The sequence below is a fragment of the Saccharothrix sp. CCNWYY140 genome (assembly GCF_037401995.1).
GTDB lineage: Bacteria > Actinomycetota > Actinomycetes > Mycobacteriales > Pseudonocardiaceae > Actinosynnema.
In genome coordinates this window covers 171600-191086 of sequence record NZ_JBBEGC010000001.1, presented here as the reverse complement: position 1 = coordinate 191086, position 19487 = coordinate 171600, and the positions used below count along the sequence as shown (strand labels likewise).

The window sequence follows — 19487 nt, the reverse complement described above, 5'->3', positions numbered from 1 at the left end:
TGCTCGGCATGGCATCTGTGCCGGAACGGCTGATCGGGGCGGCCACCAGGTTGTTCGCCGACAAGGGCTACGACCGCGTGGCGGTGCAGGAGATCGTGGACTTGGCCGGGGTCACCAAGGGCGCGATGTACCACTACTTCGGGTCCAAGGACGACCTGCTCCAGGAGATCTACGGCAGCCTCCTGCGGATGCAGACCGAGCGGCTGGAGGCGATCGCGTCCGGGGCGGGGCCGGTGGCCGAGCGGCTGCACGCCGTGGCGGTGGACGTCGTCGTGACCTCGGTGGAGAACTTCGACCAGGCCAAGGTGTACTTCCGGTCGTCCGACCAGCTGCCCGAGGCGAAGCGGCGGGAGATGCGCGCCGAGCGGCGGCGGTACCACGAGCGGTTCCGGTCGTTGGTGGAGGAGGGGCAGGAGGAGGGCGTGTTCCGGGGTGACGTGCCCGCGGACGTGACCGTGCACTTCTTCTTCGGCACCGTCCACCACCTGGGCACCTGGTACCACACCACGGGGCCGCTGTCGGCCAAGCAGATCGGCCGCCACTACGCCGACCTGCTGCTGGGCTCCCTGCGTCCCTGATGGCGCTGCGCGCTTGATGGCGGCTTGGCCTCCGGCCCCCGGTTCGATCATCGCACGGGGTACCGACAAAGCCGGTCGTTGCCGTGCGGGAGCGGTGGGGGCACTCTGGTGGAATGGGCCGGAAAGCGCTGGTCGTCGTGGCCGCCTGCCTTTTGGTGGCGGTCGTCGCGATCCTGCGCGACCGGACCCGCCCGCCGGTGACCGCCGCGCCGGTCGAGCCGCCCAGCCCCACCACGCTCACCACCGTGCTCACCACCGCGCCGCTCGCGCCGGTGTCCTTCACCCGCACGCCGGCCGGGGACCTCGCCGAGCGGGTCGCGGTGGTCGGCGAGTGGCTCACCGTCCCGGCCACTCCTGAGTGGTCCACTGTGGACACTTCCGGGCGCGGGGCCGAGCGGTGCGGAGCGCACGTCTACTGGCCCAGCGAAGGGAAACTCGCGCGCTGGACGCCGGGATCACCCCGCGTGGAGGTGCTGGACCTGCCGGACGAAGGCGCGTTCGTCGGGCACCGCTGCGTCTACGGCATCCTCAACGTGATCACCGACCGGGGTGCGCCCCGGCTGTGGTTCCTGGGCGCACCCTGACCGCGTCTCACGGCACGAGCAGCACGACCGTCTCGGCCACGCACGCCGGCTTCGGCTCGCCGTCGATCTCCACGACCACCTTCACCACGGCCTGCTTGCCCATCGCCACATCGGTCATCTCCACCAGTTCGGCCCCGGCCCGGATGCGCGACCCGACCTTGACCGGCGTGGGGAAGCGGACCTTGTTCAGGCCGTAGTTCACGCCCATCGACAGGCCCTGCACGGTGTAGATGTCCCGCACCAGCAAGGGGATCAGCGACAGCGTCAGGTACCCGTGGGCGACCGGCGCGCCGAACGGGCCGGCCGCCGCCTTCTCGAGGTCGATGTGGATCCACTGGTGGTCGCCGGTCGCGTCGGCGAACAGGTTGATCTCCTGCTGGGTGACCTCGTGCCACGGCCCGAAGCCCAAGTGCTCGCCCTTGGTGGCGGCCAGCTCGTCCAGGTTCGCGAAGGTCCTCATGTCAGTCCTTCGGTCCGCCGGCGACGTAGATGACCTGGCCGGACACGAACCCGGCGCCCTCGCTGACCAGGAACGACGCGGTGTGCGCGATGTCCTCCGGCGTGCCGGTGCGGCCGACCGGGATCATCGCCGCCGCGCCCTTCTTGAAGTCCTCGAAGTCCACGCCGACGCGGGCGGCGGTGGCGGCGGTCATGTCGGTCTCGATGAAGCCCGGCGCGATGGCGTTGACCGTGACGCCGAACTTGCCCAGCTCGATCGCCAGCGTCTTGGTGAAGCCCTGCAAGCCCGCCTTGGCGGCGGCGTAGTTGGCCTGGCCGCGGTTGCCCAGCGCGGAGGTGCTGGACATGTTGACGATCCGGCCCCACTTGGCCTCGGTCTGGAACTTCTGCACGGCCCGGCTCATCAGGAACGAGCCGCGCAGGTGCACGGTCATGACCGCGTCCCAGTCGTCGTCGGACATCTTGAACAGCAGGTTGTCGCGCAGGATGCCGGCGTTGTTGACCAGCACGGTGGGCGCGCCCAGCTCGTCGGCGACCCGCTGCACGGCGGCGTCGACCGAGGCGCTGTCGCCCACGTCCACGCCCACGGCGAGCGCCCGGCCACCGGCGGCGTTGATCTTGCCGACGACGTCGGAGCAGCCTTCCTCGTTGAGGTCCAGCACCGCGACGGCGAAGCCGTCCTGCGCGAGCCGCGTCGCCACGGCCGCGCCGATGCCCCGTGCCGCGCCGGTGACGATGGCCACCCGTGCGTTGGTCTCGGCCACGAAATCCTCCTTGATACGGGCTAAGCAAGCGCTTGGAAACTACCGGCCGACACGGCTTGACGCCACAGCCCGGTGCGACGACCATACCGACTGGTCGGAATGTCGCCAAGGGAGGCGCGGATGGAGTTCGAGGGCAAGGTCGCTTGGGTCACCGGCGGCGCGAACGGCATCGGCGCGGGGGTGGCCCGCAGACTCGCCGGTCTGGGCGCGAAGGTCGTCGTGGCGGACGTCGACGCGGACGGCGGCAAGGCCGTGGCCGACGAGGTCGACGGGCTGTTCGCGCTGTGCGACGTCAGCGACCCCCGGCACAGCGAGCAGGCGGTCGCCCAGGCCGTCGAGGCGTTCGGCGGGCTCGACATCGCCGTCCTCAACGCGGGCATCGCCACCGGTTTCGGCGTCGGCGACGACTTCGACGCCGACCGCTACCGCCGGGTCATGGGCATCAACCTCGACGGCGTCGTCTACGGCGTGCACGCGGCCCTCCCGGCGTTGAAGGCGCGCGGCGGCGGGCACATCGTGGCCACGGCCAGCATGGCCGGTCTGATGGCGATGCCGATGGACCCCATCTACGGTGCCAACAAGGCCGCGGTGGTCGGGCTTGTGCGGGCGCTGGGGCCGACGCTGGCTGGGGATGGTGTCTTGGTCAACGCCGTGTGCCCCGCGTTCGCCGACACCAACATCATCGCGGGGTTCAAGGAGACGCTGGAGTCCGCCGGGATGCCGATCCTCACCGTGGACGACGTGGTGGACGCGTACCTGGCCGCGCTGCGGTCGGGCGACACCGGCCAGTGCTGGTACGTCCAGGCCGGTCGCACCAGCGAGCCCTTCAAGTTCCCCAACCCGCCCGGCCCGCGCACCGCGTCCGGGCAGCGCGTCACCCTGCACGACCCGTCCCAGGAAGGCTGAGATCCGTTGCGTGCCATCCAGATCACCGAGTTCGGCGGCCCCGAGGTGCTCACCGAGGTCGAGCTGCCCGACCCCGTCGCCGGTCCGGGCGAACTGCTCGTCGACGTCAGCCGCGCGGGCCTGAACTACGCCGACACCCACCAGGCCGAGAACTCCTACCTGGCGAAGATGGAGCTGCCGCTGGTGCCCGGCGGCGAGGTCGTGGGCCGCACGCCCGACGGCCGCCGGGTCGTGGCGCTGACCAACTTCGGCGGGTACGCCGAGAAGGCCGCCGTGCCCGCGGCGACCGCGTTCGACGTGCCCGACGCCGTGGACGACGTGACCGCGCTGAGCATGGTCGTGCAGGGCGCCACGGCGTGGCTGCTGCTGCGCAAGAGCGTGCACCTGGAGCCGGGGGAGTCCGTCGTCGTGCACGCCGCCGCGGGCGGGGTCGGGTCGATCGCCGTGCAGCTGGCCAAGAAGTGGGGCGCGGGCCGGGTCATCGCGACCGCGAGCAGCGAGGACAAGCGCAAGCTGGCGCTGGACCTGGGCGCGGACGTGGCCGTGGACTCGACGTCCGAGGACATGACCGCGGCGCTGCGCGAGGCCAACGGGGGCCGGCGCGTGGACGTCGTGCTGGACATGACCGGCGGCGCGGTGACCGACCAGAGCGTCGCGGCGCTGGCCCCGTTCGGGCGGCTCGCGTTCTACGGGATGGCCAGCCGGGAACGGCCCTCGCCGGTCGACCTGGGCAAGCTGCTGGTGCACTCGACGGCCATCGCCGGCATGTGGCTGCCGCACGCGTTCAAGCTGCCCGGCCGGGTCGTGCACCGCGCGATGGACGAGCTGTTCGCGCTGGTGGAAGCTGGCGAGCTGCGGGCCATCGCGGGCGGCGAGTACGGGCTGTCGGAGGTGCGCCGGGCGCACGAGGACCTGCGGTCGCGGCGGACCACGGGCAAGTTGGTGCTCGACCCGTCGAGGTAGTGCTACCGGCCGGTGGGTCGCGGGGACCCACCGGCCGGGCCGCTCACTCGCTCAGCTCGGCCAGCGCGGCCTTGACCTTCGCCAGCTCGGCCTCCAGCTCCTCCATGCGGGTGCGGTGCTGGGCCCGAGCGGCCTCGATGACCTCGTCGATGCCGCCGGCGATGTCCTCGTGCAGCTCCTTGGCCGCCTTGGACACGGCCGCCGCCGAGATCGACAGACCCTGCACGACCCGCTTGGTGCCGTGCACCAGGTCGGCCTGCCACTCGCCGTCGGCGGTGCCGGTGACGGTCAGCGTCAGCTCGACCGTGCGGGTCTTCTTCGCCGTGCTCTTGGTCGCCTTGGCCTTCGCGGGCTTGGGCGCGGGCGCCTCGGCCGCGGGGGCCTCGGGCGCCTCCGGGGTGGCGGGCGCCTCCTCCTGCTGCGTGGGCGCCTGCTCGGCGTCCACCTGGTCTTCCTGCTCCACGAGCGTGTCCGCCTGCACGTTCTCGTTTCCTCTCTGCCTCCGGCTCGACCCGGCCGTGATCCTAGAACAGATGTTCGATGGTGGGTCGACCGCCCCGCACAGCGTAGGGTGTCGGGCTTGTGAGTGGCTGGAGGGACATGTCCGCCCGTCGGTTCCTGGACCGACTCGGCGGCGAAATCGGCATGGCGACGGCGGCGCTGGCCCCGGTGGGCGTGCTTGCGGCGATCGACCAACACGGGGCGGCGGTGCGCGACATCCTCGCGTACGGCACGCCGGCGGCAGCGGCGGCGATCTTGTTGGCCGGGTACGCGCGGGGCGTGCTGGACGAGGCGACGGCGCACGGGTGGTCCCTGCCGTCGATCGTTGAATGGGCGCACGCGGACTGGACGACGCTACGGCTGGCCGCGGTGTGTGAGCTGGCTAGGCGGTCCGACGAACCCGAACTCGCCCTGGAGGCCTGAGCCGGGATTGGTCCGGTTGGTTCCCGGGTACCTCGAACGGGCGTTCGAGCGAAGGGAGACGTCGTGAACCGGACCCCCGAGAAGGACCCCGAGGACTGGACGACCGGCGACGAGCCGATGACCGGTCCCCAGGAGTCCTACCTGCACACACTCGCCCAGGAAGCGGGCGAGGAGGTGCCCGCCGACCTCACCAAGGTCGAGGCTTCCCAGCTGATCGACCGGCTCCAGGAGAAGACCGGTCGGGGGCGGTGAGCGCAGGTCGAACCGGGACGGTGACTGGCCCACCGTCCCGGTTCGGTGCCACCGGTTACTGCGTCGGCGGCGGGTACTGGCCGGGCCGCGGTTGGGGCTGTACCGGCTGCCCGGCCGGAGGAGTGGGCATGTTCTGGGTGGTCGGGGGAGCGCTCTGGGTGGCGGAACCCGGAGTCGAGCCCGCAGCCGAACCCGGCATGGAACCAGGAGCCGAACCCGGCGTGGAAGCGCCGGAGCGCGAGGCCGCGTGGGCCGGGGTCTCCGTGGGGCGCGGGACCTGCTGGGTCGGGGCCTCGGCCGTGCGGCGCATGTCCTCGCGGCCCCGCTGGTAGGCCTCCGCCTGCGCCTTGGCCTGCGGCACCTCGTTCTCCGCGCGGGTCAGCCAGCCCTCCCAGCGCTGCTGCATGGGCTTCACCAGGCCGCCGCCGACGCCCACGATGGCGATGCCGCCGATGGTGGCCAGCAGGGTGATCAGGATCGGCATGGTGACGGTGGTCGCGATGCCCATCTGGTTCAGGGCCGCGATGGCGCCCAGACCGATGATGAACCACGACACCGCGTTCGCGACCATCCGCCCGTAGGACAGGCCGCCCAGGGCGCGCGACACGATGTCCTTCACGGCACGCGCGATGGCCGCCGCCACCACGATGATGACGATCGCGACGATCGCCCGCGGCAGCCAGGCCACGATCTCGGTCAGCAGGTTGCTCACCGGGTTCGACCCGAACAGACCGAACGCGATCTGGAGTGCGATCAGCAGCACCGCGTAGTACACGATCTGCGCCACCAGGCCGGACGCGTCGAAGCGCGTCCGGGACAGCGCGTCACCGATGCCGCCCCGCTCCACGGCGCGGTCGAAGTGGACGCGTTCCAGCACCTTGTTCACGGCCGTGCGGAGCAGGCGGGCCACGATCCACCCGATGAGCAGGACGAGCAGGAACCCGACCAGCTTCGGCAGGAACGTCACCACGGACCGCAAGGCGTCACCGGTGGCCTCACCGATCCCTTGGGCCTGCGCCGTCTGCACGGCGAGCAGGGCGTTCATCGTTCGACCTCCTCGGGGGGAGTGGTTCGTCTCACCGAACCGGTTACCCGAGGTGGTCGGTTCAAACCCCTGGTAGTCCCACCTGGCGCTGCCGTTCGACGTGGCTGACGCCGGGCAGGTCGCACAGGGTGGCGATGGCCCCCTCCGGGGCGGTCCCGGTGACGACGCCCAGGGCGTCCAGGACGCGGTCGACCGCCATCCCGGCCCGTTCCAGGGCCGGGACGACGGTCGAGGGGGCCACACCGTCGGTGACGGTGACCGCTACGGGCACCACCTCAGGGTGCCTGGACCAGGCCCGCGCCGGCGTCGGTGGCGGGCAGGCCCAGCCGCCGGGCCGACTGCATCAGGCGTGCCCAGAGCTCCCAGCCGCGGGCGTTGTACTGCTGCGCCAGCAGCGCGGCCACGCCCGCCACGTGCGGGGTCGCCATGCTGGTGCCCTGGATGCGCTTGTGCAGGCTGTCGCCGGTCTTGCCGTTCCAGCTGGAGTACACGTTGACGCCGGGGGCGACCACGTCGACCTGGCCGACGGTGTCGACCGTGCCGCACGAGAAGAACGCGACGGCCCGCTGGTCGTCGATGGCGCCGACGGCCAGGATCGACGGGCAGTTCGCCGGGTGGCCGACCGGGGCGATCTTGTCCGGCCGCCGGCTCTCGTTCCCCGCCGCCGCCACGATCAGCGTGCCCTTGGAGAGCGCGCGCTGACCCACGGTCTCGTAGATCTGCGAGTGCGGTGTGCCCGGCCGCACGGCCGAGCCCAGCGACATGGAGATGACCGCGCACCCGTTGGTGAGCGCCCAGTCGATGCCGGCGAGGATGCCGCCGTCCGAGCCGAAGCCCGCGTTGGACAGCACCTTGCCCGCGTAGATGTCGGCCTCGTACGCGACGCCGTAGCCGGGGCCGCCGGAGGCGGGCTTGCGCGGGCCGGTGGCGGAGCCGATGCAGTGGGTGCCGTGGCCGTGGGCGTCGTCCACGGTCTCGCCGGTGATGAAGGACTGGGTCAGGACGGTGCGGCCGGCGAAGTCCGGGTGGTTCACGGTGAAACCGGTGTCCAGGACGGCCACGCGGATGCCCTTGCCGGTCGCGGTGCTGATGTTCGCGCCCACGGCCTGCAAGCCCCACGTGAACACGGACTCGTCCACGGCGGCTTCCACCGCCTCCTGCGCGGGCGCGGTCAGGGCCTGCACCACGCGCTCGGGTTCGACGAGCGCGATGGGGCCGGGCGCCTCGGCGGCGGTGGCCAGCGCGTTGACCTGGTCGGGCTGGGCGTTGACCACGGCGACGCCGACGTTGGCGTAGATGACGCCGTCCACGGTGCCCAGCGACTCGGCGGTCGCGCCCTCGAGCGTGCTCGCGGTGCGGATGCCGGCCACGTTCGACAGTTCACGGGCGCTCGCGGCGGCCGAGCCGTCCTGGAGCAGGACCAGGTAGCGGCCGGTCGTGGTGTCGGTCGGTTCGGACATGACGACCCCTCTCTCGGGGTTGGGCAGTCAGGTTTAACCCCGCGACGCGCTCACGCTCAAGCGGCCGTTCGTGGGTGTTTATGCCATACCGGAGAGAAGTTGTCGGTTCGAGATACAGATCACGCAGTAGCCGGTTCTGTTCCACGCTTTCGGGTGAATTTCGCGAGCGGTTCGACAACACGCGCCGCAACCGGTCCGAGGACCGCCATCAACAACACGTACGCGGTCGCGAGGGCCGCCAACTCGCCGTCCACCCCGCCCGAGGCCACCGCCAGGCTGGCGATGACGATCGAGAACTCACCCCGCGCGACCAGCGCCGCACCCGCCCGCGCCCGGCCCAACCGGCCGATGCCCTGCCGCTTGGCCGCCCACCACCCGGTGGCGACCTTGGTCAGCGTCGTCACGAACGCCAACGCGACCGCCAGCGCCAGCACGGGCGGAATGGAGGCCGGGTCGGTGTTCAACCCGAAGACGACGAAGAACATCGCCGCGAAAAGATCACGCAGCGGTTCCAGCATTCGCGTGGCGTTCTCCGCGGTCGAGCCGGAGATCGCGATTCCGAGCAGGAACGCGCCCACCGCCGCCGAGACCTGGAGCTGCGAGGCCACGCCCGCCACGAGCAGCGCCGCGCCGAGCACCTTGAGCAGGAACACCTCGGGGTCGGGGCTGTCCACCAGCGCGGAGACGTACTTGCCGAACCGCAGGGCGATGACCAGCACGACGGTGATGGCCAGCAGCGAGACGCCGACCGCGCTCAGCCCGCCCAGGAAGCTCACGCCCGCCAGCACGGCGGTCAGGATCGGCAGGTAGAGCGCCATCGCCAGGTCCTCGAAGACCAGCACGGACAGCACGACCGGCGTCTCCCGGTTGCCCAGCCGGCCCAGGTCGCCGAGCACCTTGGCGATGATCCCGGAGGAGGAGATGTAGGTGACGCCCGCCATCGCGAGCGCGCCCACCGGCCCCCACCCGAGGATCAGCGCGGCGATGGCGCCGGGGGCCGCGTTGAGGACGATGTCCACGACCCCGGCCGTCCACGACCGCTTGAGGCCGGTCACCAGCTCCGCCGCCGAGTACTCCAGGCCCAGCAGGAGCAGCAGCAGGATCACGCCGATCTCGCTGGCGATGTGGGTGAAGTCCTCGATGCCGTGCAGCGGCACGAGCCCGCCCTGGCCGAACGCCAGGCCGCCGATCAGGTAGAGGGGGATCGGCGAGATGCCGATCCGCCAGGCCATCTTGCCCAGCAGGCCGAGGCCGAAGAAGACAGCGCCGAGTTGGACCAGGGCGATCGCGGTGTTGTGCAAGTGCTCAGCCGTCCAGGATGTCCGCTGTCTTGGCCAGGCCCTCGGCCGTGCCCACGACGACGACCAGGTCGGCGCCGGTGAACGTGAAGTCGGGGCGCGGCGACGGGTGCACCGTGCCGGCGCGCACCACGGCCACGATGGACGCGCCGGTGCGGGTGCGCAGCTCGGTCTCGCCCAGCGTGCGGCCGTCGAAGGTCGAGCCGGGCACGATCGGGAACTGCCGGGTGGAGATGCCGGCGACGTCCCGGTGCTGCTCCTCCAGGTGCGCGACCAGCTGCGGCGCGCCGAGCAGGCCCGCGAGGGTGCCCGCCTCCGCCGGGGTCAGCGCGATCGAGGCCGAGCAGTCGTCGGGATCGTCCTTGCTGGACACGATCAGCTCGAACTTGCCGTCCCGATGGGTGATGACCCCGATCCGGCGTCCCGCGCGGATCATGAAGTCCTGGCGGGTTCCGATTCCCGGCAAGGGCGTGACCTCGACGTTCATGAGATCGATAGTAGTCGGCATGACTGATCGGGTACGGGCCGTGCGCAGCGGCTGGGTGGTGCGGGACCGCGTCCCGGGACCGGACGTGGACGAGTTCGCCGAGCCGGAGCGGGTGGTCGAGGCGCTGGCCGCGTCCCGGGGCCGGACGCTGCTGGCCGTCCAACACCCGCACCGCACGCCCGCCGCCCTGGCCGCCGGGTTGAGCCTGGTGGACGCACTGGGCGGGGCACGGGAGGAACTGGCCCACCTGTGCCGGACGGCGTACCGGCGGGTTCACGACGTCGTCGCGCCCTACCGGGTGGACGGGCCGGACGGGACGGCTTACGGGCTGCTGTGCATGGCCGATCCGGCGGCGGTCGGGCACACAGAGGAGGTGTACCCGGAGGTGGTCGCCGAACGGGCGCGGGTGCTGTCGGGGCTGGGGTGCGTGACCAGTGCGGCCCTGCTGGTGCCGGTGGGGGAGACGGAGCTGACGCGGCTGGTGGCGTCCTTCGACACGCCGGCGGACGTGTCGATGGTGGACCCGAGCGGGCGGCGGCACTGGCTGTGGATCGAGGGGCCGGGGCCGCGCCAGGACGCCTTGCTGGCCGCTGCCGGTGCCCAGCTGTTGATGGTCGCGGATGGGAACCACCGGGTGGCGGCTGCGGCGGCGGCCGGGTTGCCGGGGTTGTTGGCGCTGGTCACGGCCGGTCCCGACCTGCGGGTGGGGCCGATTCACCGGGCGTTGGTGGGCACGGGGTTGTCGTTGGAGGACCTGGCGGCGGCGTGGCGGTCGTTGGGGGTGGGGGTGGAGTGGACCGATGTGTCGGCTCGGCCGTCGCCGGGGGTGGTGGTCGCGGTGTCCGGGGCGCGGGCGTTGCGGGTGTCGCTGCCGGCGGTGGGGGTGGATCACGCGTTCGTGGAGTCGGTTCTGCTGGAGAAGGCTCTGGGGCTGGACCCGGAGAGCCCGCTGGTCCACCCGGTCACGGCCGGGGTGCCGCTGGACGCGGACGCGGTGCTGTTGATCGCTCCGGTACCGCTGGAGGAGGTGCTGGCCGTGCACGCCGGGGGCGGGCGGATGCCCCGGAAGAGCACGTACTTCACCCCCAAGCCGCGCAGCGGGCTGCTGCTGGCCGACCTGACCTAGGCTCGGGCGCATGGCGGTGAGGGCGGTTCGCGGTGCGACCCAGATTGACGCGGACGAGCGCGAACAGGTGCTGGAGGCGACGGCGGAGCTGGTCCGCGAGGTGCTGGAGCGCAACGGGCTGACGTCGGAGGACTTGATCAGCGTGGTGCTGACGGCGACACCCGATGTGGTGTCGGAGTTCCCGGCTTATGCGGCACGGATGGCCGGGTTGGCGGACGTGCCGTTGCTGTCGGCGACGGAGATCGACGTGCCGGGTGCGATGCCTCGCGTGATCCGGCTGTTGGCGCATGTCGAGACCGACTTGCCGCGTTCGTCGGTGAAGCATGTTTACCTGCGCGGCGCCGCCGGCTTGAGGACGGACTTGAGCCGGTAGGCGCTTCGCGCTCTCAAGCTGAACGCGCTGGCGCGCTCTCAAGATCAAAAGCTAAAAGCGGCGCTCGCCGCGCGGCAGGCCCCTGGGGATGGAAGGGCGTCGGTTCCTTCCCCCCGTACGGCCTGCCGGAGGCAACCACCCTTTGGCCCTGTTTGCAACCGGTGAAGCGTGGTTGCAAACAGGGCCAAAGCGCGGTTGGGCTGCGCCCAGGCCGTACGGGGGGAAGGAACCGAGGCCCTTCCTGTGGCTGGCAGCCACTCCGAGCGCCTTCGGCGCGAAAGCGGTGGGCGTGGTGCCCGATGCCGGTGTGACGCGTCGCACCAGGCACAATTGTGGGGTTGCCCGTCCGTTCGAGTGAGGAGACCCCCGGTGGGACACGGTGAGCTGCGTGGCGTGGTGGCCCTCGACGGGCCGTCCGGCACCGGCAAGTCCTCCGCCGCGCGCCGACTCGCGGCGACCTTGCGCGCCCGCTACCTGGACACCGGGGCGATGTACCGGGCGATCACGCTGGCCGTGCTGCGGGCCGGTGTCGACCCGGCCGACGCCGAACGGGTGATCGAGGTCGCCCGCGCGGTGAAGCTCACGCAGACCGACGACCCCGAGGCGTCGCGGACGCTGCTGGACGGCGTGGACGTCGGCGCGGAGATCCGCGGTCCCGAGGTCACCCTCGCCGTGTCGCCGGTGTCGGCCGTGCCGCAGGTGCGGGAGCTGCTGGTCGAGCACCAGCGCGCGATCATCGCCGACGCCCTGGAGACCGCGGGCGGCATCGTGGTCGAAGGTCGCGACATCGGCACCGTCGTCGCGCCCCAGGCCGAGCTGAAGGTGTACCTGACCGCGGACGCGCAGGCGCGTGCCCAGCGGCGGACCAAGCAGGACAACGCGTCCGGCCGCGAGTCCACGGTGGACGCCACGCTCGCCGACGTGCAGCGGCGGGACGCCTACGACTCGTCGCGGACGGTGTCGCCGTTGCGGGCGGCCGAGGACGCGGTCGAGCTGGACACCACGCCGCTGGACCTGCCCGGAGTCGTCGCCGCCCTGCTCGACCTGGTCGAGGAGCGCGGGTTGCGGGTCGTGGCGGTGGGTGGGTGAGCGGGGAGCTGCCCCCCGACGGGTGGCCGTGGCTGACCGACGTCGCCCGGTCGATCGCGCGGGGGCCGTTCGCGTGGGCGTTCCGGCTGCGGGTCGGCGGGCGCGACCGGTTCCCCCGGCGCGGGCCGGTCGTCGTGGTCGCGAACCACAGCTCGATGGTCGACGGGCCTATCCTGTTCGGCGTACTGCCCCGTCGTGTGGTCTTCTTGATCAAGCAGGAGATGTTCCGCGGCTTCGCCGGGTGGGGCCTGCGCCGGATCGGCCAGCTGGCCGTCCGCCGCGGCGAACCCGACCGCGCGCCGCTGCTCGCGGCGCAGAAGGTGCTGCGTGCCGGTGGAGTCGTCGGGGTCTTCCCCGAGGGCACGCGCGGCGCGGGCGACGTGGCGCAGGCGCAGCAGGGCGCGGCGTGGCTGGCGCGGACGACCGGTGCGGTGGTCGTGCCGGTCGCGACGCGGGGCACCCTGCGCCCACCCGGAACCGGGCGAAGGTTCCGACCGGTGGTGGACGTGCTGGTGGGTGAGCCCTTCGAGCTGCCTTCCGACAAGGGTCGGCAGGCGCTGGAGAAGGCCACCGAGCAGGTCCGCGACCGCTTGGCCACGCTGGTGGCCGAGCTGGACAGCAGGCGGAGTGGAGAAGCGCGATGACGGACTTGGACGGCACGTGGGCGGACGAGTCCGAGTGGACCGCGTTCGACGGCGAGTCGGACGACGGTGACGAGGGCGGCGGTGTTCCGCAGCCCGTGCTGGCCGTGGTCGGCCGGCCGAACGTGGGCAAGTCCACGCTGGTCAACCGGATCATCGGCCGCCGCGAGGCGGTCGTGCAGGACGTCCCGGGCGTGACCCGAGACCGGGTGGCGTACGACGCGCTGTGGAGCGGCCGGAAGTTCACCGTGGTGGACACCGGCGGCTGGGAGCCCGACGCCACCGGCATGTACGCGTCGGTCGCGGCACAGGCGGAGCTGGCGATGGCCACCGCCGACGCGATCGTGTTCGTGGTGGACGCGACCGTCGGCGCGACGACCACCGACGAAGCCGCGGTGCGCGTGCTGCGCAAGTCCAAGCGACCGGTGCTGCTGGTGGCCAACAAGGTCGACGACGAGCGCGTGATGGGCGACGTGGCCGCGCTGTGGTCGCTGGGCCTGGGCGAGCCGATCCCGGTGTCCGGCCTGCACGGGCGCGGGTCCGGCGACATGCTCGACAAGATCCTGGAGGCCCTGCCCGAGACGCCGCGCGACACGTTCTCCTCCGGCGCGGGCGGTCCTCGGCGCGTCGCGCTGGTCGGGCGGCCCAACGTGGGCAAGTCGTCGCTGCTCAACCGCCTGACCGGCGAGGAGCGCTCGGTGGTCGACTCGGTCGCCGGCACCACCGTGGACCCGGTCGACTCGCTGGTCGAGCTGGACGACGAGGTGTGGCGGTTCGTCGACACGGCGGGCCTGCGCAAGCGCGTGAACTTCGCCTCCGGCGCCGAGTACTACGCGTCGCTGCGCACCAAGGCGGCCATCGAGTCCGCCGAGGTGGCCGTCGTGCTGCTGGACGCGTCCGAGCCGATCAGCGAGCAGGACCTGCGGGTGCTGACGATGGTCGTGGAGTCGGGGCGCGCGTGCGTGCTGGCGTTCAACAAGTGGGATCTGGTCGACGAGGACCGGCGCCACGCGATGGTGCGCGAGCTGGAACGCGGCCTCGTGCGGGTGCCGTGGGCGGAGCGGGTCAACATCTCGGCCCTGACCGGCCGGGCCGTGCGCAAGCTCGCGCCCGCGCTGCGCACCGCGCTGAACTCGTGGGACACCCGCGTGCCGACCGGACGGCTGAACTCGTGGCTGACCGACCTGCTCGCCGCGACCCCGCCACCGGTGCGCAGCGGCAAGCAGCCGAAGGTCCTCTTCGCCACCCAGGCGGGCACCCGTCCGCCGACGTTCGTGCTGTTCACGACCGGGTTCCTGGAGGCGGGGTACCGGCGGTTCATCGAGCGCAAGCTGCGCGAGGAGTTCGGCTTCGAGGGCAGCCCGGTGCGGATCTCGGTGCGGGTGAGGGAGAAGAAGCCGCGGAAGTGATCGGTTGCCCCGGCATGCGGAATGCGGTTGCCTTCACGACGTGCCGGTGCGATTGGTCCTCGCGGACGACGAGCCCCTGCTGCGCCGAGGCCTGCGGGTGCTGCTGGAGGCGGACGGCCGCGTCGAGGTGGTGGGCGAGGCGGCCGACGGGTCGGGCCTGCTCGACGCCGTCCGCCGCCACCGCCCCGACGTGGCGCTGGTGGACGTCCAGATGCCCGGCATGGACGGCCTGTCCGCACTCCGCGCCCTCCTGGCCTGGACAACCCCACCCGCGGTAGCGGTGCTGACGACGTTCGACCTGGACGACTACGTCACCACGGCCCTGGACCTGGGCGCCCAGGGCTTCCTGCTGAAGGACGCCGAACCCGACGCCCTGGTCCGAGCCGTGGTCGACCTGGCCGCCGGCGGCGCAGTCCTGGACCCCAGGATCACCGCCCGCCTGCTCCCCAAGCTCCGCGGCGCCGGCCGCCTGCGCGACAACCCCCACTTGAACTCCCTGAGCGCCCGTGAACGCCAGGTCCTGGCCTTGATCGCGAATGGCCAATCCAACAGCACCATCGCCGGCGAGCTGGGCCTGAGCGAGGCCACGGTGAAGAGCTACGTCTCCACGGTCTTGACCAAATTGGGCGTGGAAAACCGGGTCCAGGCCGCTCTGGTCGCACACCAGGTGGGCGGCTCATGGTGATCTTGATCGAACTCCTGGCCATCACCATCCCCGCCGCGATGGTCCTGCTGGCCGACCAGATCCCGTACACCTGGTCCATCCCCACAGCCCTGGCCGCCTGCGCCCTACTCCCACTACGCAGACGCTGGCCGTTCCCCACCTTGATCCTCTGCCTACCGGCCCTCCTAGGAGGCCTAGGTTGGCCCCCCACGGTGGTAGCCCTCTACCAGGTAGGCCGCACGTCCTCCACAAGAACGATGGCCACAGCAGTAACCCTGACCACAACCCTCCCCGCCACGTTGGTGGTCTTGACCCAACACCTAACCCCCGGCGGCATTCTCCTGACCTACACCTTCACCCTCTTCATGTCAGGTGCTCCCACAGCCCTGGGCGCGTTGATCACCACCCGCCACAAACTCACCGCCAGCCTCCACGAGGCCGCAACCGCAAGGGCGGCGGAGTTGGAGGCCCAGGAGCAGTCGGCCAGGGCGAAGGAACGAGCCAGGATCGCCCGCGAGATCCACGACGCGGTAGGCCACCACACCACCCTGATAGCCGTCGAAGCGGCGGCCTTGGCAGCCACCACCACCGACCCCACCACCAGAGAAACCGCCCACCGCCTACGTTCCCTGGCAAAAGAGTCCCTGTCGGAGATGCGAACGGCCCTAGGCCTCCTCAACACCGACCCACCCCAGACCTACGCCTCCATCCCCACCCTCGTAGACAGGGCAAAGGCAGCAGGCCTCCCCATCCGCCTAGACGACCGCACCACCACCCCGCTGCCACCATCCATCAGCCGCGCAGCCTTCCGGGTAGTCCAAGAGGCCCTAACCAACGTCACCAAGCACGCCCCAGGCGCCCCCGTCCAGGTCCGCCTAACCGACACCGACAACACCCTGACAATCAAGATCACCAACGGCCACCCCACCACCACCCCCACCATCCCCACCGAGGGCGGCAAGGGCCTAGCAGGCCTCTCAGAACGCATGCGCCTGGTAGGCGGCACCCTCACCACCAGCCAAGACACCGACACCTTCACCCTCACCGCCACCCTCCCCCTCACCCCGCCGACTCAGTCGAAAGTTGACAGAGATGACTCGACTTTCGGCGGTAGTGCACGAAACCCGACGAACGCATAGTGAACAGGCGTCGATCCGGGGGAGCAGGATCAACCGAGGGGAACCCGCAGAGGTCCGCCCACCCGCGGACCTCTGCACCCCCCTCCAGATCCACAACCGGGGGGCCGCTGTCGGGGGCCCGTTGGGGGTGCGCTAAGCTATGCGAGCACCCCACAACGGGATGCGGCCGGGACGTGGCGCAGTTTGGTAGCGCACTTGACTGGGGGTCAAGGGGTCGCAGGTTCAAATCCTGTCGTCCCGACGGTCGCGTGAGGCGCCCTCTGGGCTGGTGAAACTCCAGCTCAGAGGGCGTTTCTCCGTTTACGGGCGTGATCTTGCCTTGATCCACTCCGGGGACCGGCTGTGGACCATCGGTGGACCGGACGACTTCGTCAGGTTGTGGTCGCTCGCGCCAGCGTCACGACCGACCCGAGGGGCCGTGTCAATCCGATCGCTCGTCGTGGCCAGCGGGTACTGTGTTCGACCTGCCGCTGCCATCTGGGACGAGGACGCTCACATGCGCTTGGTAACGATCATGGTTCAAAGATTTCGTAACTTCACCGATGCGCAAACCATGCAGGTGGAACCCAACGTGACCTGCCTCGTCGGCAAGAACGAGTCCGGGAAGACTACGGTTCTCAAGGCTCTGCACCGCCTCAACCCGGCCAACAGCCCAGATAAGTTCGACCTCGCTGTTGAGTACCCCCGTCGACGTCTTGCTCGAGATCGCCGTAAGGACAACCTCGGTGAGGTATCGCCGATCGTGGCCTGGTTCTCGCTGGAGCCTGGCGACATCCCGAAGGTCACGGCGACTTTGGGATTCGAGCCGCCAGATGGAACGGAGGTGCGCGCACAGCGTACCTATGATGACGACCTATGGGTTGACGTCACGTGCTCCTTGTCAACGGCCTTGGAAGCCGCTGGTTCTGCTGTAGGCGTTGACCCCGAGGACATCGCCGAGTTGGCCGCACTGCCTGACCTGGCGACGGTGCAGCGCCGTGTCGCAGAAGTGAGCGAGTCGCACCGGGCGAACGGGAACGTGCCTAGGGCGACAGCACTGAACAATCTCTTGGATGAGTTGAAGCGCTACGAACCTCTCCTTCATGACTGGGAAGTAACCGACGAGCAGAGCGATGAGATCGCCGCCCTGTTGCCGAGGTTCTTCTACTTCTCAGACTACGAGTTGTTGCAGGGCGAGACTGACCTCGAAGAGTTGGCTAAGCGTGTCGAAGCTGGGCAACTTGAACGCGGCGACGAGACCATGATCGCTTTGTTGGGATTGGCAGGGCAGGAGCCCAAGAGCTTTCTCGACGAGGAATACGTAACTCGAAAAGCCGAGTTGCAGGCAGCTAGCTCCGATCTCACGCGTCAAGTCATGAAGTACTGGAAGCAGAATCCTGCCCTTTCCGTCCGCTTCGACACCGACATGCCGATTGTGTCTCACGCGCCGGACGGCACTGCTGTTCGCCACCGCTTTCTTAAGGTAGAGTTGCATGACGCCCGACATGATGTCGACACTAACTTCGCTACTCGCTCGGCCGGGTTCCAGTGGTTCTTTTCCTTTCTCGCTGCCTTCAGCATCTATCAGGACTCGGATGAGCGCGTAGTAGTCCTGTTGGACGAGCCGGGGACAAGTCTGCACGGCGAGGCTCAGCGGGAATTCGTGTCATACATTTTCGACGAATTGGGTACTCATCAGCAGGTGCTGTACACCACGCATTCGCAGCACATGCTCGACCCCACCAAGTACGAGACGATGCGTGCCGTGCACGACCGCGCGACGATTGAAGAGCCAGAGCTTGGTGTGGTGATAACTCCCGTCGACCTGTCTGCGGATCGAGGTACAGTTCTTCCGGTCGAGGCCGCTCTCGGCTACACAGTGGCTCAACACCTATTCCTTGGGCGAGGCCCACACCTCGTCGTTGAGGGTAGCAGTGACTTCGTGTACCTCATGAAAATGTCTGCATACTTGACCGCTCGAGATCGACAGGGTCTCGACCCTCGGATTTCGATTATTCCCATTGGCGGTGTGACCAACATGCCGGCGTTCATCGCACTGTTCGGCCGACGACTAGACGTGCGGGCTCTTGTCGATGGAGCAGAAACTAACAAGGTTGCCGAAAGGATCCAACTAGTTGCAAGGTCTGTCGGCGTCGATCGCAAGAAGATTGTAATTCTCGGTGAAACCCCTGGGCTGCCGAACACTGCAGATATTGAAGACCTCTTCACAGTGAAGGACTATCTGTGGCTCTATAATCGAGCCCTTCCCGTAATTGAAGAGTCCGAACTTCCGCAGACGCCCGAGCCGATTCTACGGCGAATTAGTCTCGCCCGAGGGAAGTTTGACCATGCTGGGCCAGCGCATCAGCTTACGAAGGATCATGACCTGTTTTTCGCACAGGTTGATGACGAAACATTGAACCGCTTCGAGGAACTTTTTGCCAAGCTTGTGTTCTGACCGGGTGTGCGTGACGGGTGAAACGGAAACGTTAAGCGTGGTGTGATCGAATGAAGTGGCTTCGCTGAGGACTGGCGTTACACCGCCCGGAGCCGTTTGCCCTTGGCCGATCGTTGTAGATGTTCGGACAACAGTGCACCTGCATCGGTAACGGCTTGACGATGTGGATGGAGGTAACGCTGGGTGGTCGTGAGGGAGCCGTGGCCGGCGATTCGCTGAAGGTGGTGGACCGGCACTCCGGCGTCGGCCATCCAGGTCAGGCCGGTGTGGCGGAGGCTGTGGCGCTTGAGGCGGTCGAAGCCAAGCTTGGTCACCACGTCGTCCCAGTGGGTCGCGTCACGGAGCACTGCGGTGGTGATGCGGCCACCGCGTGGGCCGACGAACAGCCGGGCGTCCTTGGTGCCGTCCGTAGCCGCGATCCGGCGCTGGACGAGTTCGCGGATCTCCTCGATGAGCGGCACGATGCGGGCGCGTTTGCCCTTGGTGCCCTTGTCCACCAGGCCCCCGGAGCGGTGGTGGTCTGGCGCCGGACGGTCCAGGTCCACTCGGTGGTGTTGATGTCCTTCACCCGGACTCCGGACACTTCCCCGATGCGCGCGGCCGTGCACGCGGCGAACAGGACGACGTCGCGCCACCCCCGTACTGGCCGGCCGACCTGGCGGCCAGCGTGTCGGCCAGGCGCTGGAGTGTGGCCCAGTCGGGCAGGGCCAGCGACCGCGGGTCGTCCAGCTCGTCTTCGACGCGCGCGTACTGCTTCTGCCAGCCGGTGATGCGCGCCGGGTTGCGGTCGATGATGCCGTCGCGGAGCGCCTGCTCCATGACCCGCACGAGCATGGCGAGGGTATGTCGCACAGCAGGTCGCGGTAGCCGTCCGTGGGCAGCGTGCGCT

At 69.8% G+C, this 19487-nt stretch carries 24 protein-coding genes and 1 tRNA gene; 15 read left to right on the top strand and 10 right to left on the bottom strand.

Annotated elements, in window-relative coordinates; all coding sequences use genetic code 11:
• Positions 1-8 precede the first annotated feature (8 nt).
• Both WBN91_RS00885 and WBN91_RS00880 read left to right on the top strand, forming a co-directional pair.
• Positions 9-578 carry a TetR/AcrR family transcriptional regulator gene (locus WBN91_RS00885; protein ID WP_337721928.1) on the top strand — a complete coding sequence of 190 codons (570 nt, stop codon included), beginning with the start codon at positions 9-11 and terminating at the stop codon, positions 576-578.
• Between the two features lie 113 nt (positions 579-691).
• Positions 692-1162, top strand: coding sequence for a hypothetical protein (locus WBN91_RS00880; protein WP_337721927.1), 471 nt, complete (start codon positions 692-694; stop codon positions 1160-1162).
• 7 nt (positions 1163-1169) lie between these two features.
• Here the strand turns inward: WBN91_RS00880 and WBN91_RS00875 are convergent, their stop codons facing one another.
• Together WBN91_RS00875 and fabG are read right to left on the bottom strand one after the other, a co-directional pair.
• A complete protein-coding gene (locus tag WBN91_RS00875; protein WP_337721926.1) occupies positions 1170-1622 on the bottom strand; it encodes a MaoC family dehydratase in 453 nt (150 codons plus the stop codon).
• A gap of 1 nt (position 1623) precedes the next feature.
• On the bottom strand, positions 1624-2385 hold the full coding sequence (gene fabG / locus WBN91_RS00870; protein ID WP_337721925.1) for a 3-oxoacyl-ACP reductase FabG: 762 nt from the start codon (positions 2383-2385) through the stop codon (positions 1624-1626).
• A 120-nt stretch (positions 2386-2505) separates the two neighbouring features.
• Between fabG and WBN91_RS00865 the strand changes: the two genes are divergently transcribed.
• Complete coding sequence (locus WBN91_RS00865; RefSeq protein ID WP_337721924.1) at positions 2506-3291, top strand: SDR family oxidoreductase; 786 nt, start codon at positions 2506-2508, stop codon at positions 3289-3291.
• Between the two features lie 6 nt (positions 3292-3297).
• Complete coding sequence (locus WBN91_RS00860; RefSeq protein WP_337721923.1) at positions 3298-4254, top strand: quinone oxidoreductase family protein; 957 nt, start codon at positions 3298-3300, stop codon at positions 4252-4254.
• 43 nt (positions 4255-4297) lie between these two features.
• Here the strand turns inward: WBN91_RS00860 and WBN91_RS00855 are convergent, their stop codons facing one another.
• Positions 4298-4735 carry a DUF6319 family protein gene (locus WBN91_RS00855; protein ID WP_337721922.1) on the bottom strand — a complete coding sequence of 146 codons (438 nt, stop codon included), beginning with the start codon at positions 4733-4735 and terminating at the stop codon, positions 4298-4300.
• 119 nt (positions 4736-4854) lie between these two features.
• On the opposite strand from WBN91_RS00855, the gene WBN91_RS00850 reads away from it, so the two are divergent.
• Together WBN91_RS00850 and WBN91_RS00845 are read left to right on the top strand one after the other, a co-directional pair.
• Positions 4855-5178 carry a DUF6401 family natural product biosynthesis protein gene (locus WBN91_RS00850; RefSeq protein ID WP_337721921.1) on the top strand — a complete coding sequence of 108 codons (324 nt, stop codon included), beginning with the start codon at positions 4855-4857 and terminating at the stop codon, positions 5176-5178.
• A 63-nt stretch (positions 5179-5241) separates the two neighbouring features.
• Entirely contained in the window at positions 5242-5430 is a 189-nt protein-coding gene (locus WBN91_RS00845; protein WP_337721920.1) for a DUF3072 domain-containing protein, read from the top strand.
• Positions 5431-5485: 55 nt separating this feature from the next.
• On the opposite strand, the gene WBN91_RS00840 is transcribed toward WBN91_RS00845, so the two are convergent.
• The 5 genes from WBN91_RS00840 to WBN91_RS00820 all read right to left on the bottom strand — a co-directional run bounded on the left by WBN91_RS00840 (position 5486) and on the right by WBN91_RS00820 (position 9720).
• Entirely contained in the window at positions 5486-6475 is a 990-nt protein-coding gene (locus WBN91_RS00840; protein ID WP_443217635.1) for a mechanosensitive ion channel family protein, read from the bottom strand.
• Positions 6476-6536: 61 nt separating this feature from the next.
• Positions 6537-6746 (bottom strand): hypothetical protein, encoded by a 210-nt coding sequence (locus WBN91_RS00835; RefSeq protein WP_337721919.1) that lies wholly within the window; start codon positions 6744-6746, stop codon positions 6537-6539.
• A 4-nt stretch (positions 6747-6750) separates the two neighbouring features.
• A complete protein-coding gene (locus WBN91_RS00830; protein WP_337721918.1) occupies positions 6751-7935 on the bottom strand; it encodes a S8 family serine peptidase in 1185 nt (394 codons plus the stop codon).
• 119 nt (positions 7936-8054) lie between these two features.
• Entirely contained in the window at positions 8055-9236 is a 1182-nt protein-coding gene (locus tag WBN91_RS00825) for a cation:proton antiporter (RefSeq protein WP_337721917.1), read from the bottom strand.
• A gap of 4 nt (positions 9237-9240) precedes the next feature.
• Entirely contained in the window at positions 9241-9720 is a 480-nt protein-coding gene (locus WBN91_RS00820) for a cation:proton antiporter regulatory subunit (RefSeq protein WP_337721916.1), read from the bottom strand.
• A gap of 19 nt (positions 9721-9739) precedes the next feature.
• Here WBN91_RS00820 and WBN91_RS00815 point away from each other — a divergent pair, with 19 nt between their 5' ends.
• The 9 genes from WBN91_RS00815 to WBN91_RS00775 all read left to right on the top strand — a co-directional run bounded on the left by WBN91_RS00815 (position 9740) and on the right by WBN91_RS00775 (position 18598).
• On the top strand, positions 9740-10846 hold the full coding sequence (locus WBN91_RS00815) for a DUF1015 family protein (RefSeq protein ID WP_337721915.1): 1107 nt from the start codon (positions 9740-9742) through the stop codon (positions 10844-10846).
• A gap of 10 nt (positions 10847-10856) precedes the next feature.
• Entirely contained in the window at positions 10857-11219 is a 363-nt protein-coding gene (gene aroH, locus WBN91_RS00810) for a chorismate mutase (RefSeq protein WP_337721914.1), read from the top strand.
• 369 nt (positions 11220-11588) lie between these two features.
• Positions 11589-12308, top strand: a complete 720-nt coding sequence (gene cmk / locus WBN91_RS00805; protein ID WP_337721913.1) for a (d)CMP kinase — start codon at positions 11589-11591, stop codon at positions 12306-12308.
• On the top strand, positions 12305-12952 hold the full coding sequence (locus tag WBN91_RS00800; RefSeq protein ID WP_337721912.1) for a lysophospholipid acyltransferase family protein: 648 nt from the start codon (positions 12305-12307) through the stop codon (positions 12950-12952). Before cmk ends, WBN91_RS00800 begins: the two co-directional genes overlap by 4 nt.
• The gene (gene der, locus WBN91_RS00795; protein ID WP_337721911.1) at positions 12949-14358 is read left to right on the top strand and encodes a ribosome biogenesis GTPase Der; all 1410 of its coding nucleotides are present in this window, start codon (positions 12949-12951) and stop codon (positions 14356-14358) included. Before WBN91_RS00800 ends, der begins: the two co-directional genes overlap by 4 nt.
• A gap of 40 nt (positions 14359-14398) precedes the next feature.
• Complete coding sequence (locus WBN91_RS00790; RefSeq protein WP_337721910.1) at positions 14399-15043, top strand: response regulator transcription factor; 645 nt, start codon at positions 14399-14401, stop codon at positions 15041-15043.
• Positions 15037-16161: a sensor histidine kinase gene (locus WBN91_RS00785; protein WP_337721909.1), complete on the top strand. Its 1125-nt coding sequence runs from the start codon at positions 15037-15039 to the stop codon at positions 16159-16161. The genes WBN91_RS00790 and WBN91_RS00785 overlap by 7 nt, the downstream gene beginning before the upstream one ends.
• 167 nt (positions 16162-16328) lie before the next feature.
• Positions 16329-16402, top strand: a tRNA-Pro gene (locus WBN91_RS00780).
• A 255-nt stretch (positions 16403-16657) separates the two neighbouring features.
• Positions 16658-18598, top strand: a complete 1941-nt coding sequence (locus WBN91_RS00775) for an AAA family ATPase (RefSeq protein ID WP_337721908.1) — start codon at positions 16658-16660, stop codon at positions 18596-18598.
• A gap of 77 nt (positions 18599-18675) precedes the next feature.
• On the opposite strand, the gene WBN91_RS00770 is transcribed toward WBN91_RS00775, so the two are convergent.
• The gene (locus WBN91_RS00770) at positions 18676-19143 is read right to left on the bottom strand and encodes a tyrosine-type recombinase/integrase (protein WP_337721907.1); all 468 of its coding nucleotides are present in this window, start codon (positions 19141-19143) and stop codon (positions 18676-18678) included.
• A 19-nt stretch (positions 19144-19162) separates the two neighbouring features.
• Positions 19163-19450 carry a hypothetical protein gene (locus WBN91_RS00765; protein WP_337721906.1) on the bottom strand — a complete coding sequence of 96 codons (288 nt, stop codon included), beginning with the start codon at positions 19448-19450 and terminating at the stop codon, positions 19163-19165.
• Positions 19451-19487 lie beyond the last annotated feature (37 nt).